This window comes from Arthrobacter sp. Z4-13 (assembly GCF_054792705.1).
In genome coordinates this window covers 3,320,841-3,334,060 of record NZ_CP096459.1, presented here as the reverse complement: position 1 = coordinate 3,334,060, position 13,220 = coordinate 3,320,841, and the positions used below count along the sequence as shown (strand labels likewise).

Annotated in this window: 12 protein-coding genes; 4 read left to right on the top strand and 8 right to left on the bottom strand. The window is 66.0% G+C overall.

The window, feature by feature from the left end:
* Positions 1 to 70: 70 nt before the first annotated feature.
* Positions 71 to 1,162 (bottom strand): App1 family protein, encoded by a 1,092-nt coding sequence (locus M1E07_RS17115; RefSeq protein WP_461187820.1) that lies wholly within the window; start codon positions 1,160 to 1,162, stop codon positions 71 to 73.
* Between the two features lie 65 nt (positions 1,163 to 1,227).
* Positions 1,228 to 1,959: a DUF72 domain-containing protein gene (locus tag M1E07_RS17110; RefSeq protein ID WP_461187819.1), complete on the bottom strand. Its 732-nt coding sequence runs from the start codon at positions 1,957 to 1,959 to the stop codon at positions 1,228 to 1,230.
* 87 nt (positions 1,960 to 2,046) lie between these two features.
* Here M1E07_RS17110 and M1E07_RS17105 point away from each other — a divergent pair, with 87 nt between their 5' ends.
* The 3 genes from M1E07_RS17105 (at position 2,047) to M1E07_RS17095 (ending at position 4,980) form a co-directional block, all read left to right on the top strand.
* Positions 2,047 to 3,855 (top strand): glycoside hydrolase family 15 protein, encoded by a 1,809-nt coding sequence (locus M1E07_RS17105; protein ID WP_461187818.1) that lies wholly within the window; start codon positions 2,047 to 2,049, stop codon positions 3,853 to 3,855.
* A gap of 115 nt (positions 3,856 to 3,970) precedes the next feature.
* Positions 3,971 to 4,261, top strand: coding sequence for a hypothetical protein (locus tag M1E07_RS17100; RefSeq protein WP_461187817.1), 291 nt, complete (start codon positions 3,971 to 3,973; stop codon positions 4,259 to 4,261).
* Positions 4,261 to 4,980 carry an HAD family hydrolase gene (locus M1E07_RS17095; protein ID WP_461187816.1) on the top strand — a complete coding sequence of 240 codons (720 nt, stop codon included), beginning with the start codon at positions 4,261 to 4,263 and terminating at the stop codon, positions 4,978 to 4,980. Before M1E07_RS17100 ends, M1E07_RS17095 begins: the two co-directional genes overlap by 1 nt.
* A 106-nt stretch (positions 4,981 to 5,086) precedes the next feature.
* Here M1E07_RS17095 and M1E07_RS17090 read toward each other — a convergent pair whose 3' ends face one another.
* The gene (locus tag M1E07_RS17090) at positions 5,087 to 5,338 is read right to left on the bottom strand and encodes a hypothetical protein (protein WP_461187815.1); all 252 of its coding nucleotides are present in this window, start codon (positions 5,336 to 5,338) and stop codon (positions 5,087 to 5,089) included.
* Between the two features lie 175 nt (positions 5,339 to 5,513).
* On the opposite strand from M1E07_RS17090, the gene M1E07_RS17085 reads away from it, so the two are divergent.
* Positions 5,514 to 6,689, top strand: coding sequence for a zinc-dependent alcohol dehydrogenase (locus M1E07_RS17085; RefSeq protein WP_461187814.1), 1,176 nt, complete (start codon positions 5,514 to 5,516; stop codon positions 6,687 to 6,689).
* Here the strand turns inward: M1E07_RS17085 and M1E07_RS17080 are convergent.
* The 5 genes from M1E07_RS17080 to M1E07_RS17060 are packed head-to-tail and all read right to left on the bottom strand — an operon-like array spanning position 6,686 to position 13,049.
* Positions 6,686 to 7,840: a serine hydrolase domain-containing protein gene (locus M1E07_RS17080; protein ID WP_461187813.1), complete on the bottom strand. Its 1,155-nt coding sequence runs from the start codon at positions 7,838 to 7,840 to the stop codon at positions 6,686 to 6,688. The genes M1E07_RS17085 and M1E07_RS17080 overlap by 4 nt on opposite strands.
* 28 nt (positions 7,841 to 7,868) lie before the next feature.
* Positions 7,869 to 8,681: a bifunctional allantoicase/(S)-ureidoglycine aminohydrolase gene (locus M1E07_RS17075; RefSeq protein WP_461187812.1), complete on the bottom strand. Its 813-nt coding sequence runs from the start codon at positions 8,679 to 8,681 to the stop codon at positions 7,869 to 7,871.
* 11 nt (positions 8,682 to 8,692) lie between these two features.
* On the bottom strand, positions 8,693 to 9,967 hold the full coding sequence (locus tag M1E07_RS17070) for a DUF6986 family protein (RefSeq protein WP_461187811.1): 1,275 nt from the start codon (positions 9,965 to 9,967) through the stop codon (positions 8,693 to 8,695).
* A gap of 3 nt (positions 9,968 to 9,970) precedes the next feature.
* Positions 9,971 to 11,569 carry a malate synthase A gene (gene aceB, locus M1E07_RS17065; protein ID WP_461187810.1) on the bottom strand — a complete coding sequence of 533 codons (1,599 nt, stop codon included), beginning with the start codon at positions 11,567 to 11,569 and terminating at the stop codon, positions 9,971 to 9,973.
* A gap of 37 nt (positions 11,570 to 11,606) precedes the next feature.
* The gene (locus M1E07_RS17060; protein ID WP_461187809.1) at positions 11,607 to 13,049 is read right to left on the bottom strand and encodes a malic enzyme-like NAD(P)-binding protein; all 1,443 of its coding nucleotides are present in this window, start codon (positions 13,047 to 13,049) and stop codon (positions 11,607 to 11,609) included.
* Positions 13,050 to 13,220 lie beyond the last annotated feature (171 nt).

The window sequence follows — 13,220 nt, the reverse complement described above, 5'->3', positions numbered from 1 at the left end:
GAGTTCGCGGCGGGACGGGTCGGGGCCGGGGAGTGTGGTCCGTGAGGGCGCGCAGTTCCCGGCCCGGCTTCTAGAGGACGTCCAGGGTAGTGAGCTGCTTGGCCATGCCGGCACCGTCCGGGGAGTAGATCCACGGGACTTGGGATGTGGTGTGGTCCCCGTCCTCCGAGTGGCCGCCGGCGAACACTGACTCGCTGACGGACAGCTGCCGGATGGCGATGGCGGCAACCCTGTTCGGGTTCTCCTGCGCAAATTCTGAGTAGATCGCCTCGTCGTGCTGGCCGTTGTCGCCGATCAGGAGCCAGCGCATGTCCGGGAACTCGCTGGCCAGGCGCGCCAGGTTGCGAAGCTTGTGGTCCTGGCCGCTGCGGAACCAGCGGTCCTGCGTCAGGCCCCAGTCCGTGAGGAGCAGGGCGCCGGACGGATACATGTTGCGGGTCAGGAAGCGGGCCAGCGTGGGGGCCGCATTCCAAGGCCCCGTGGACAGGTAGATCACCGGCGCGTCCGGGTGCTCTATGGTCAGCCGATCCATCAGCACGGCCATGCCGGGGGTGGCCATGCGTGCCCGCTCACTCAGGACAAAGGTGTTCCAGAGGGCCAGGAACGGCCGGGGCAGGGCCGTCACCATCACGGTGTCATCGATGTCCGAGACGATCCCGAACTTCACATCCGGCGCGATGACCCGGATCCGGGCCTCCACAGGTTCTGTTCCTTCCGCCCGGAGGACGGCCGTGTGCCAGCCCGGTGAAAGCTGGACGTTCACCTCCGTGTCAATCAGCCCGCCACGGTCCGCCCGGACATGGGTGACAACATCGCCGATGGTGATTTCGACGTCGGTGAACTGCAGGGGCACGCTGGTGAAGGCGCGCCAGCCGCGGACGTTTTGGTTGCCGTTCTGCGCCGCATGCTCCGCTTTGCTCCCCGGCAGCGGCTTCTGGGTCAGCAGGACCCGCCCCAGGATGCGGACCTGGCTGGTGGAGCCGTAGCCCTGGTAGGCGATGGTCTGGGCAGCAAACTTCCAGCGCTTAGCCAGCCGGATCCGCACCGAGTTCGCGGTATCGGAGATCCGGTGTGCCAGCCGGAACACCTGGTTTCCCGAGAGCGCGTCCGGGAGCGGTGTGTGCGCTGTTTTCTCTGACGAATTTTTCGGAGCCGTGTCCATGGCTCCACTCTGCCACAGGGCCGCGCCGTCGGAGGAGAACGCTGGCCCCGCGGACGCGTATGACGTCAGCCTTCTCCAAGGATGCTGCGCAGGGTCTCGGCGTTCCGCACGGCGTGGCCTTCGCCGTCGTTATTGAAATAGGCGAAAACGTCCATGCCGTTGGCGGACCACTCCCGAATCCGGTCCGCCCACCACTGCAGGTCCGCATCGGAATAGGAGCCGGCGTACAGGTGCTGGTGGTCCGGCCCGTGCAGCCGGACATAGGCGAAAGGCGCTGTGGTTCGCAGGATGCAGGGAAGATTGGCGCCGCTCATGATGCAGTAGGCAGCCCGGTGGCGCTCCAGCAGGGCGAACACCTCCGGGCAGTCCCAGCTGGGGTGCCGGAACTCCACGGTGACGCGGATCCAGTCAGGGACCGCGGCCAGGAAGTAATCCAGCCGGGCGTCGTCCCGTTCCATGCCGGGCGGTAATTGGACCAGGAGGACAGCCCGTTTATCGCCGAGTTCGTGCCAGCACCGCGTAATGCGCTCCAGCCACACCTCGGGCTCGTACAGTTTTCGAGCGTGGGTCAGGCCGCGGGGGGCCTTGACGGACATGCTGAAGCCGGCCGGCAGTCGCTGGTTCCACCCTGCGAAGGTGGTATCCCGGGGCCAGCGGTAGAAGCTGGCATTGAGTTCGACGGTACCGAAGCGTGCCACGTAATGCTGGAGACGGTCCTTGACCGGCAGCTTCGGTGGGTAGAGGACGTTCTCCCAGTGGTTGTAGCTCCATCCGGAGGTGCCGATATGGACTGCCATGTACGCCTCCGGTGACTGCTGCCGTTCTTTTGAGGCTACACCCCTCTGCCCGGTCCGCTTCGGGCCCGGCTGTGGCAGGGTAAGTTCATGGCGCGAATTGAAGACTATGCGGTTGTCGGTGACCTCCATACAGGGGCGCTGGTCAACAAAGAAGGCTCCATCGACTGGCTCTGCCTTCCCAGGTTCGATTCCCCCGCGTGCTTCAACGCACTGCTGGACACGCCCGACGCCGGCCGCTGGCTCCTGGCGCCCGCAAGCGGAGGACCCTGCACAAGCCGGGGGTACCGGGACGGCAGCCTCATCCTGGAAACGGAGTGGGAAACCCCCGAAGGAACAGTGCGGGTCATCGACTTCATGCCGCCCCGGGACTCGGTGGCAGACATTGTCCGGATCGTCGAAGGCGTCAGCGGAAGTGTCAAGATGCGCGGCGAACTGATCCTCCGGTTCGACTACGGCCACATCATCCCCTGGGTACGACGGGACGAATACGGCCTGCACGCCATCGCCGGCCCCGACGCCGTCTACTTCGTGACCCCGGCCCCGCTTCACAGCGAGAACATGCACACCGTCAGCGACTTCACCGTCAACGCGGGGGAGCGGGTCCCCTTTGTCCTCACCTGGGCGCCCAGCCATGTGGGGCGGCCGCACACCGTCGATGCCGAAGAAGTGCTGGGCACCACCTTTGCGTTCTGGCGCGGTTGGGCCTCGCAGTGCACCGTGGAGGGCAGGTACCAGGAAGCGGTGGTCCGGTCCCTCGTGACATTGAAGGCCCTCACGTACGCACCAACGGGCGGCATTGTGGCGGCTGTGACCACCTCGCTGCCCGAACAGCTGGGCGGCCCCCGCAACTGGGACTACCGCTACTGTTGGCTGCGCGATGCCACCATGACGCTCCAGGCGCTGCTGGCCGCCGGGTACACGGCTGAGGCCGCCGCATGGCGGGACTGGCTGTTGCGCGCCGTGGCCGGTGATCCAGCAGACCTGCAGATCATGTACGGCATCCACGGCGAACGCCGCCTGCCCGAGATGGAGCTGCCCTGGCTGAAGGGCTACGAAAACTCATCCCCGGTGCGCATCGGCAACGGCGCGGCCGAACAGCTCCAGCTCGATGTGTGGGGGGAAGTGCTGGACTGCCTGGCCCTGACGCGCAACTCACTGCTCACGCATTCGGATGAGGCGTGGGACGTGCAGGTGGCACTGATGGAGCATCTCGAGACCATCTGGGACCAGCCTGATAACGGGCTCTGGGAAATGCGGGGTCCCCGCCGCCACTTCACCCACTCCAAGGTGATGGCCTGGGTTGCCGCGGACCGGATGGTGAAGGGTGTCCGCGACTCAGGACTGCCCGGGCCGGTAGAGCGCTGGGAGACACTCCGGGACACCATTCACCGGGATGTGATGGCCAACGGATTCGACGCCCGCCGGAACACCTTCGTGCAGTCCTATGGCCGCCCGGAGCTTGACGCCAGCCTGCTCCTGATCCCGCGCGTGGGGTTCCTGCCCCCTGACGACCCCCGCGTCATCGGAACCATAGAAGCCATCCAGCGGGAACTGACCGAGGACGGTTTTGTGCTCCGGTACCGCCCGGCCGAGAGCGACGACGGCCTGCCGGGTGATGAGGGCGTCTTCCTTGCCTGTTCCTTCTGGCTGGTGGAGGCGCTGCTGGGCGCGGGCCGCCACCAGGAATCCGGGGAACTCTTCGAACGCCTCCTTGGGCTGCGCAACGACGTGGGCCTGCTGAGTGAGGAATGGGGCGTCCGGGCGGGCCGTCAACTGGGCAATACGCCCCAGGCCTTCAGCCACTTCGCCCTTGTGACTAGCGCTCTGGAGCTGCATCAGGATACGGTTCGGCGAAGTGACACCCCCATTCCGCCGGAAACGGCGGCAGCGCGCTGAGGCGGCGCGTGCAGGGGCCGGACTTCTCCTTCGCAGAATAGATAAGTATACTTACTAACACTTCATGGAGTGCTCCCAAAAAGCGCAGTGCCGTGACTGAAGAGGAGTGATTGCAATGGCCGGGTATTTCGAGCTCGTGGACGCGCCTGACGGCGGCTACAGGGTCAGGATGATGGACGGAGCCGGGAACCTGATGGCCATCTCGGTGACCTTTCCCACGAAAAGGGCGGCGGTTGCCGGAGTGGCCATGGCCCGGGAAATCGCCGGGACGGGCCTCATCAGGGACGAGAGCCACGACGGCGCCGGTACCGTGATCCGGGAGCGCATGCGCCCCGTGAATAGCGCCAAGGAGGAAGCGGCCCGCGCCAGGAAAACGCCCGAGGCCAGGCGGGCAGCGGTCAGCTGATGGCGCCGCAGGAAATTGGGTCCCCTGACGGCGGGCGCCTTCAGGGGATCCTCTTTGACGTTGACGGTACGCTGATCGATTCCTCGTACATCCACACCATTGCGTGGTGGGGAGCGTTCCGGCAGTACGGCTACGACATCCCGATGGCGTCCATCCACCATTTTGTGGGCATGGGCGGCGACCGCCTGGTGGACAGCCTCTTGCCGGAAGACCGCGACCGTTCCCTTGATTCTGACATCAGGTCCAGCCACGGCGCCCTCTATGCCTCCCACTGGCCGGCCCTGCGTTCCTTCGATGGAGCGAAGGATTTGCTGGCGCAATGCCATGCGGCCGGCCTGGCGGTTGCGCTCGCCTCCTCCGCGCGCACGCAGGATCTTCAGGTCATGAAGGCCACGCTGGATGCTGATGCCTTCATCGATGCCGCCACCAGCGCCAATGACGCCAAGGAAAGCAAGCCTGCCCCGGACATCCTCGTAGCAGCGCTGGAGGCCATTGGAGTGAAGGCGGCGGACGCCCTCTTCGTGGGGGATGCCGTGTGGGACATGAAGGCCGCGGCTGCCCTGGGCATGCCGGCCATCGCGGTCACCTGCGGCGGGGTCAGTGCAGGCGAGCTGCGCGATGCGGGCGCGGTGGAAGTCTACGAAGGCCCACGCCACTTGCTGGAGAACCTCACCTCAAGCGCCATCGGCAGGCTCCTCTCGCCGGGCCCTAACGCCTGACGCCCACTTCCTGACGCCCACTTCCTGACGCCCACTTCCTGACGCCCACTTCCTGACGCCGCGGCCCCTGCCAGCCACCCGTCGTCGTAATCCAGGCTGCCGAGTGTCACAGCGTCTGGCCGCCGGCGACGGTGTCCTCATCACCCTCGTTGGCGGGCTTGTCCCAGGAAACCGCCACCCGCACCGAGCCGTCATCGCCCCGCTCAATGTCCGTGACCACGTCCGACGCGCCTGCCCCCATTTCCATAATCCGCTCGCGGTAGGTGGCCACGAGCTGCTCCAGGCTCTCTTCCGTCCATTCTCCGGGCCGCATGCGCGTGGAGATTTCAACCGGTTCGGGCTGGTAGAGCGACATCATGTTCCTCTTTCACTCGTGGTGGTCTGCGGGTGTGGCTCTTCCTACGCTAGAAGCCGCAGGCCGGGACGACAAGGATTTTAGTCAGCCTGCTTACTTTTTGTTGCAGGAACCGATAGCGTCGAAGCACGGGCGGCGAGCCCCGACTGCAGCGAAAAACTTCCAGGAAAGGCGAATCGTGAAAGCACTGACATGGCAGGGAAAGCGCTCGGTAAGTGTGGCAGAGGTACCCGATCCGGTGATCCAGGAGCCCACGGATGCCATTGTCCGAATCACCTCCACGGCCATCTGCGGATCGGACCTGCACCTGTACGAAGTGCTGGGTCCGTACATGCACAAGGGCGACGTGATCGGCCACGAGCCGATGGGTATCGTGGAAGAGGTGGGAAGCGCCGTCACCAACCTGCGCAAGGGCGACCGAGTGGTGATCCCGTTCAACATTGCCTGCGGCCACTGCTACATGTGCCGTCAGGGCCTGCAGTCCCAGTGTGAAACCACGCAGGTCAAGGACAAAGGCTCCGGCGCTGCCCTCTTCGGTTACTCCGAGCTCTACGGTTCCGTCCCCGGCGGGCAGGCCGAGTACCTGCGCGTGCCGCATGCCGATTACGGCCCGTTGAAGGTGGGAACCGAGCTTCCGGACGAACGGTACCTCTTCCTCTCTGACATCCTTCCCACAGCCTGGCAGGCGGTGGAATACGCCAACGTCCCGCCCGGCGGCACGCTGGCAGTCTTTGGTTTGGGGCCGGTAGGGCAGTTTTCCGCCCGGATCGGCGTCAACCGCGGTTTCCGGGTTGTCGGCGTGGACCCGGTCCCGGAGCGGCGCGACATGGCCGCGCGGCACGGGGTGGAAACGCTCGATTACAGCAAGGGAGTGGCGGACGAACTGCGCGAGATGACCGACGGGCGGGGCCCGGACGCAGTGGTTGACGCGGTCGGCATGGAAGCCCACGGTTCGCCGCTCGCGGGGTTCGCGCACCAGGCGCTCGGCCTCCTGCCGGACAAGCTGGCGCAGAAAGCGATGGAGACCGGCGGTGTGGACCGGCTGGCGGCGCTGCACACCTCCATTGACGCCGTGCGCCGCGGTGGAACAGTGTCGCTGAGCGGTGTGTACGGCGGCCAGGCCAGCCCCATGCCCATGCTCATGATGTTCGACAAGCAAATTCAAATGCGGATGGGGCAATGCAACGTCCGGCACTGGACGGACTACCTGCTGCCCCTTGTGGAGGACGACGCCGATCCGCTGGGTGTGATGGACCTGGTCACCCACCGCTCCGGGCTGGAAGGCGCGCCGGCCCTGTACGAAAAGTTCCAGAAGAAGGAAGACGGCTGCATCAAGGTGGTCCTCAACCCCTAGCTTGCCTCGCACAGGCTGTTCAGTGCTTCCTGGGCCACGTCCTGCATGTCGTAGATCAACGGGTTCAGCTCGAGGGTTGGCGGCGCGGGCGGGTAGGCGACGGCAATAGCAAGCTGCTTGCTGCCGTCCTCGCTGGCCACGGCGATCACGCCGTAGCCGTCGGTGTCACCGGGAAGGCCGTAGTAGAAACGGTTGTTGCAGGTGTTGTTCCATCGCCGCAGGGCAAAGCCGTAATACTGTGAGTAGCCACCCTTCATGGCAGTCACACTTTCCGGCGAAAGCAGGGTGCCTTGCAGCAGCGCGGCGTAGAAACTGTTCACTTCCTCCACCGTGGATACGGCTCCGGTGGCGGGCGCCTCCTCCTGCCAGGCCGGCATGCTGACGTCCCGGCGCGTGCCCTCCACGGTGACGTAGCCGTGAACCATGTCTGTTGGCGCGGAGCCGCCCAGCCGGGTTGCTTTCAGGCCTAAGGTCCCGGCAATGTCCTCAGCCAGGACCTGCCCGATCCCCTGGCCGCGGAGCCGTTCAACAATCAGCGCAAGAGCCGCGTAGTTCGAGCGGGAATAGTCGAAGATCCGCGCCAGCCGGCCGTCCCACGGCACGGCGGCGGCCAAGCCCAGCTGCTGCTCCAGGCTGAGCGGCCGGCCCGTTGTCTCCTCCCAATTCCCGGAGGCCAGCAGGGGAATGGAGAAATCGGGGATGCCTGACTCATGGGTCAGGAGTTGGCGTACGGTGACCGGTTCGGGAGGATGCAGTACCCTCCCGAATTCAGGAAGGTAGCCGCTGACCTGTGCATCCAGGTCGAGCTTGCCCTCCTCGACCAGCTTCATCACTGAGACAGCAACGAAGGTTTCGGTGATCGTGCCGACATGGATGGGATCGGCAACCGTGGCAGGTTTACCCGCTTCGAGGCTGCGGACACCGACCGCATGCGTCCACGTTTGGCCACTGTTCCGGACTGCGATCAAGACCGCAGGGGCCCCTTCCTCCAGCATCCGGGCACTGAAAGCCTCCAAAAGGGTGAAGGCGGCGGGTTTTTCCTGGTCCGGCGGCCGGGGGTTGTCAATGCAGCCGGCCGAGGAGGTTACCAGCAAAACCGCGCTCAGGGCGGCGGCAATCCGCTTCCACGCGCGGCCCGGGGTTGTGCCCATAGCACCCATTTTCCCCCTTGGGGAGCAATCAGGTGAGGCGGACCTGGCGGTTCATGTCCTTGTAGAGCAGGTAGCGGAACTCGCCCGGGCCACCGGCGTAGCAGGCCTGCGGACAGAAGGCGCGCAGCCACATAAAGTCGCCGGCCTCCACTTCCACCCAGTCGTTGTTCAGCAGGTACATGGCCTTGCCCTCCAGGACGTACAGGCCGTGCTCCATCACGTGGGTTTCGGGGAACGGGATGACGCCGCCGGGCTGGAACGTCACGATGTTCACCTGCATGTCGTGGGCCAGATCGCCGGAGTCCGTGAAGCGGGTGGTCTTCCAGGCGCCGTTGGTGTCCGGCATCGACGTCGGCTCAACGTCTTTTTCGTTGGTGACGAACGACTTGGCCTCAAAACCCTCAAGGCGCTCGTAGGCCTTGCGGATCCAGTGGAAGGAGACGACGTCGTCGGAGACGTTCTCCAGGCCCCACTCCGAACCGGCGGCCAGGTAGGCGTAACCGCCTTCCTCCAGCTGGTGCAGTTCGCCGTCGAGGGTGAGGCTGACCTTGCCCCGGGTAACAAAAACGACGCCTTCCACGCCGGCCTCGAATTCGGCCTTGGGCGCGCCGCCGCCCGGGCCGATCTCAACAATCAGCTGGGAGAACGTGGTGGCGAAGCCGGAGATGGGGCGGGCGATGATCCACGAGCGGGTGTTGCTGAAACCCGGCAGGTTGCTGGTCACGATGTCGGTCATGACGCCCTTGGGGATGACCGTGTAGGCCTCGGTGACGATGGCCCGTTCGGTGGTCAGGTGGGTCTGCGGCGGGAGCCCGCCGGTGGGGGAGTAGTACTTGCCCATGGTTTGGGTCCTTACTTCGAAGTGGTCTGCGACAGCCGCGGATGCGCCAGTGCAGTGAGTTGGGGGATTCCGACGCCGGCGAGCGCCTGGACTTCATCGGCACCAACGGCGCCACACTGGACGCCGCGCAGCACAAACGCTGCCAGCGCCCGGGCCGTTGCGGGCTCGTCCATCACGCCGCCTTCGGTCTGCTCCACGTAGTTCCGCAGCCGGGCAGCGGCCGCAGGCAGTCCCTGCCGGTAGAAGGCGTAGGTTGCGGCGAAGCGGCTGGGCAGCTGGGCGGGGTGCAGGTCCCAGCCCTGGTAGAAGCCGCGTTCCAGCGACCGCCGGACCAGCCGGCCATGCAGCTGCCAGGCGTTCTCCACGTTGTCGCCCACCGGAATGATGTTGGTGGATCCGTCGGAGAGCCGGATGCCGGTGCCCGCCACGGCCAATTGCATGACTTCCTTCGCGAAGTCCGCCACCGGGTGTTCCATGGACTGGTACTCGGCGGAAATCTGCAGCGACGCCGAGTAGTCGTAGGTGCCGTAGTGCAGGCCGCTGATCCGGCCGGGCACGGCATGCGGCAGCTGCGCTACCGGTGACGTGCCCTCGGGCCCGAGGATCAGTTGCGGGGTTTCCACCTGGACCTCAAAGCGGAGCCGCCCGGCCGGAAGCGAGTGCACTTCCTCCAGCCGTGAGACGGCGTAGTCCATCGCCTGCACCTGTGCCACGGTGGTGACCTTGGGCAGGGTCAGGACCAGTCCCTCGGGCAGTTCGCCGGCTGCAGCGAGGCCGGAAACAAACAGGTCCAGCGTGCGCAGCCCGCGGGCCCTGGTGGGCGCCTCGAAGCACTTGAACCGAATCCCGATGAACGGGGGAGCGGAACCGGCAGCGACGGCGGCGGCCACAGTGGAAGCCGCCGTCACCGCGGCGGCGTCCTCGGCGTCGTCGCCCCTTTCCCCGAAGCCGTCCTCGAAATCCAGCCGGAGGTCCTCAATCGGTTCAATGGCGAGCTTGGCTGCGACGCGGGAGGCAACCGCTTCCGCCAGGCCGGCATCCTGGCCCAGCAGCGCGCCCAGGTTTTCCAGGCCGCCGTGCGCCTCCGCCGTCGCCAGCGCCTCCGCACCCCAGCCGGCAGCGAACGACGCCGTAAACCGGTCCGCGGGCACGTACACGGTGTGGACAGGCTGGCGGGAGCCGTCGTCGCCCGGGTAATTCTGCTCCAGCAGGCGGTCCGTGGCGGCCAGCTGCCCGTCGATGTTCGCCAGGTCCACCGGGGACAGCGACGTTTTGGGTCCTGCCATGTCTCAGCCCACCAGTTCGTAGGCCGGGGTGGTGAGGAAGTCCGTGTAGTCCTCGGAAAGGCAGATGTCCGCGATCAGTTCGCTGGCCGGCTGGTAGTAGCGGCGGAAGGCCTCGTCACCGACCTCCGTGCGCAGCCGCTCGGTTTCCTCGCCGAGGATCCGCTCCACCAGTTCCCGGGTGACGGTGTTGCCGGTGTCCGCGAGGACGGACTTGTTGCGGATCTGCTGCCACACCTGGGAGCGGGAGATTTCCGCGGTGGCGGCGTCCTCCATCAGGTTGTGGATGGCCACGGCGCCGTTCCCGGACAGCCATACGGCGGTGTAGGCGATGGCTACGTACAGGTTGAGCCGCAGGCCAGACTCGGTCACCTGGCCCTCGGCGGAGGCCACGTCCAGCAGCTGCTCAGCAGTGACGGCAACCTCAGGGCGCTGCTTGTCCAGCTGGTTCGGCTTGCCGCCGAGCACCGAATCAAACACCTCACGACACGTTGGGACCAGGTCCGGGTGCGCCACCCAGGAGCCGTCGAAGCCGTCGTTCGCCTCGCGGGTCTTGTCCGCGCGGACCTTGGCGAAGGCAGCCTCGGTGACCTCGGGGTGTCGGCGGTTGGGGATGACGGCCGCCATGCCGCCCATCGCGAAGGCGCCGCGCTGATGGCAGGTCTTGACCAGCAGTTCGGTGTAGGCGCGCATAAACGGCGCGGTCATCACCACAGAGGCGCGGTCCGGGAGCACGAACTCCTCGCCGGCGTCGCGGAAGTACTTGATGATGCTGAACAGGTAGTCCCAGCGGCCGGCGTTCAGGCCGGAGGCGTGGTCCCGCAGCTCGTACAGGATCTCGTCCATCTCAAAGGCCGCCGGGATGGTCTCGATCAGCACCGTGGCACGGACGGTGCCCTGGTTCAGCCCCAGGTAATCCTGGGCGAAGACAAAGACGTCATTCCACAGCCGTGCCTCAAGGTGGCTCTCCATCTTGGGCAGGTAGTAGTACGGGCCCTGCCCGTTGAGGACCAGCTGCTTGGCCACGTGGAAGAAGTGCAGGCCGAAGTCCACCAGCGCACCCACGGCAGGTTGGCCATTGATGAGCAGGTGCTTCTCCTGCATGTGCCAGCCGCGGGGGCGGGCGACCACGACGGCGAGCGGTGCACCGCTGCGGAGCTTGTATTCCTTGCCCTCGGCCGAGGTGTAGCTGAGCGTGCCCTGGGCGGCGTCGCGGAGGTTCAGGATGGCGTCGATGACGTTCCCCCAGGTGGGTGTGCTGGCATCCTCGAGGTCCGCGAGCCACACCTTGGCGCCGGAGTTCAATGCGTTGATGGCCATCTTTGCCGGTGAGGCCGGCCCGGTCATCTCCACCCGGCGGTCCTGCAGCGGTGCGGGTGCGGGCGCAACCTTCCAGTCGCCGTCGCGCACGTCCTGCGTCTCCGGCAGGAAGTCCAGCTTTCCGGTTTCGGCTACGCGCTGGCGCTTGGCGCCGCGGGCTGCCAGGAGTTCGTTGCGGGTGCCGGCGAAGCGGGTGTGCAGCTCCTCCACAAAAGCCAGGGCCTTGGGGGTGAGGATTTCCTCCGCGCGCTCGATGGGCCGGGGGTCTGTGACAGTGATGGCCATTTCTGGTCCTTTCCTTGTACTGAAGTCAGGCGGTGAATCAGGCGCTGGCCAGGGCGGCTTCGGGTGCCGGTGCTGCCGCAGCTGCGGTTGCCACCTTTGCGTTGTGGGCGGCAGCGGCAACGGCTGAGGCAACATCGGCGGCCACGTGGGGATCGAAGACGCTGGGGATAATGTAGCTGGCATTGAGCTCATCGTCAGCTACCCGGTTGGCGATCGCTTCCGCGGCGGCCACCAGCATCTCCGGGGTGATGTCCGAGGCTCCGGCGTCGAGCAGGCCGCGGAAGAAGCCCGGGAAAGCCAGCACGTTGTTGATCTGGTTGGGGAAGTCGCTGCGGCCGGTGGCCACCACGGCGGCGTGCCGGGAGGCGATGACCGGATCGATTTCCGGCGTCGGGTTGGCCATGGCGAACACAATGGCGTTCTCTGCCATCGCAGCCACCTGCTCCTCGCCGATCACGTGCGGCGCGGAGACGCCGATGAACACATCCGCACCCACGAGCGCCTCGTGCAGGGTGCCGGCGAAGCCTTCCTCGTTGGTGTTGGCCGCGATCCAGCTGCGGTGCTCGTCGCTGTACGTCTCACCGGCGTGGATGGCACCCGAGCGGCCGGCGGCGACGATGTGCCGGGCGCCCTGTGCCTTCAGGAGTTGAATGATGGCGGAACCTGCGGCCCCGACGCCGGAAACCACAATCCGGACCTCATCCAGCTTCTTGCCCACAACACGGAGCGCGTTCACCAGGGCGGCCAGGGTGACGATGGCGGTGCCGTGCTGGTCGTCGTGGAAGACGGGGATGTCGAGTTCATCGCGCAGGCGTTTTTCAATCTCAAAGCAGCGCGGGGCGGCGATGTCCTCCAGGTTGATGCCGCCGTAGACGGGGGCCATGGCCTTGGCGATCATGATGATTTCCTCGGTGTCCTGGGTGTCCAGGCAGACCGGCCAGGCGTCCACATTGGCGAACTGCTTGAACAGCGCGGCTTTGCCTTCCATGACCGGCAGGGCGGCGGCCGGGCCAATGTTGCCCAGGCCCAGGACGGCTGAACCGTCGGTGAGGACGGCGATGGTGTTGCGCTTGACCGTCAGGTTGCGGGCCGCTGCCGGGTCCTCGGCGATGGCGAGGCAGACGCGGGCGACGCCGGGAGTGTAGGCGCGGGAGAGGTCGTCGCGGTTGCGCAGGGCCACTTTGGGGACGACTTCAAGCTTGCCGCCCAGGTGCATCAGGAAGGTGCGGTCCGAGACGTGCTGGACCGTGACGCCGTCGAGCGCGTTGAGGGCATCCTTGACCCTGCCTGCATGTTCGTCGTCGGTGGTGTTGCAGGTGACGTCGACAACCAGGGTCTCGTGGTGGGACTCGCTGACGTCCAGGGCGGTGATGGCGGCGCCGGCGGCACCTACGGCCGCGGCGAGCTCGCTGGTTGCACTGAAGCTGGACGGTGCTTCCACGCGCAGGGTAATCGAATTTCCGGGGCTGGGGTTCGCCATTGAATGTCCTCCTGTTGGGCCCGGTACGGGCAGCTACGTGATCGGAATGTTTTCGTATTATGGATATTATTATCTACTTCATGGAATTACAAGCCCCTCCGGCCCTTCATCGCTTCCGCCGGACCAGTGCTGTATCTTGAGAGCATTAGGGCAACTCTTTTCACGATGCGG

Bases quoted from the DNA above. Each gene is read 5' to 3' on its own strand.
- M1E07_RS17115 (WP_461187820.1), bottom strand. From the start codon at position 1,162: ATGGACACGGCTCCGAAAAATTCGTCAGAGAAAACAGCGCACACACCG.
- M1E07_RS17095 (WP_461187816.1), top strand. From the start codon at position 4,261: ATGGCGCCGCAGGAAATTGGGTCCCCTGACGGCGGGCGCCTTCAGGGG.
- M1E07_RS17090 (WP_461187815.1), bottom strand. From the start codon at position 5,338: ATGATGTCGCTCTACCAGCCCGAACCGGTTGAAATCTCCACGCGCATG.
- M1E07_RS17075 (WP_461187812.1), bottom strand. From the start codon at position 8,681: ATGGGCAAGTACTACTCCCCCACCGGCGGGCTCCCGCCGCAGACCCAC.
- aceB (WP_461187810.1), bottom strand. From the start codon at position 11,569: ATGGCCATCACTGTCACAGACCCCCGGCCCATCGAGCGCGCGGAGGAA.
- M1E07_RS17100 (WP_461187817.1), top strand. From the start codon at position 3,971: ATGGCCGGGTATTTCGAGCTCGTGGACGCGCCTGACGGCGGCTACAGG.
- M1E07_RS17110 (WP_461187819.1), bottom strand. From the start codon at position 1,959: ATGGCAGTCCATATCGGCACCTCCGGATGGAGCTACAACCACTGGGAG.
- M1E07_RS17060 (WP_461187809.1), bottom strand. From the start codon at position 13,049: ATGGCGAACCCCAGCCCCGGAAATTCGATTACCCTGCGCGTGGAAGCA.
- M1E07_RS17080 (WP_461187813.1), bottom strand. From the start codon at position 7,840: ATGGGCACAACCCCGGGCCGCGCGTGGAAGCGGATTGCCGCCGCCCTG.
- M1E07_RS17070 (WP_461187811.1), bottom strand. From the start codon at position 9,967: ATGGCAGGACCCAAAACGTCGCTGTCCCCGGTGGACCTGGCGAACATC.
- M1E07_RS17105 (WP_461187818.1), top strand. From the start codon at position 2,047: ATGGCGCGAATTGAAGACTATGCGGTTGTCGGTGACCTCCATACAGGG.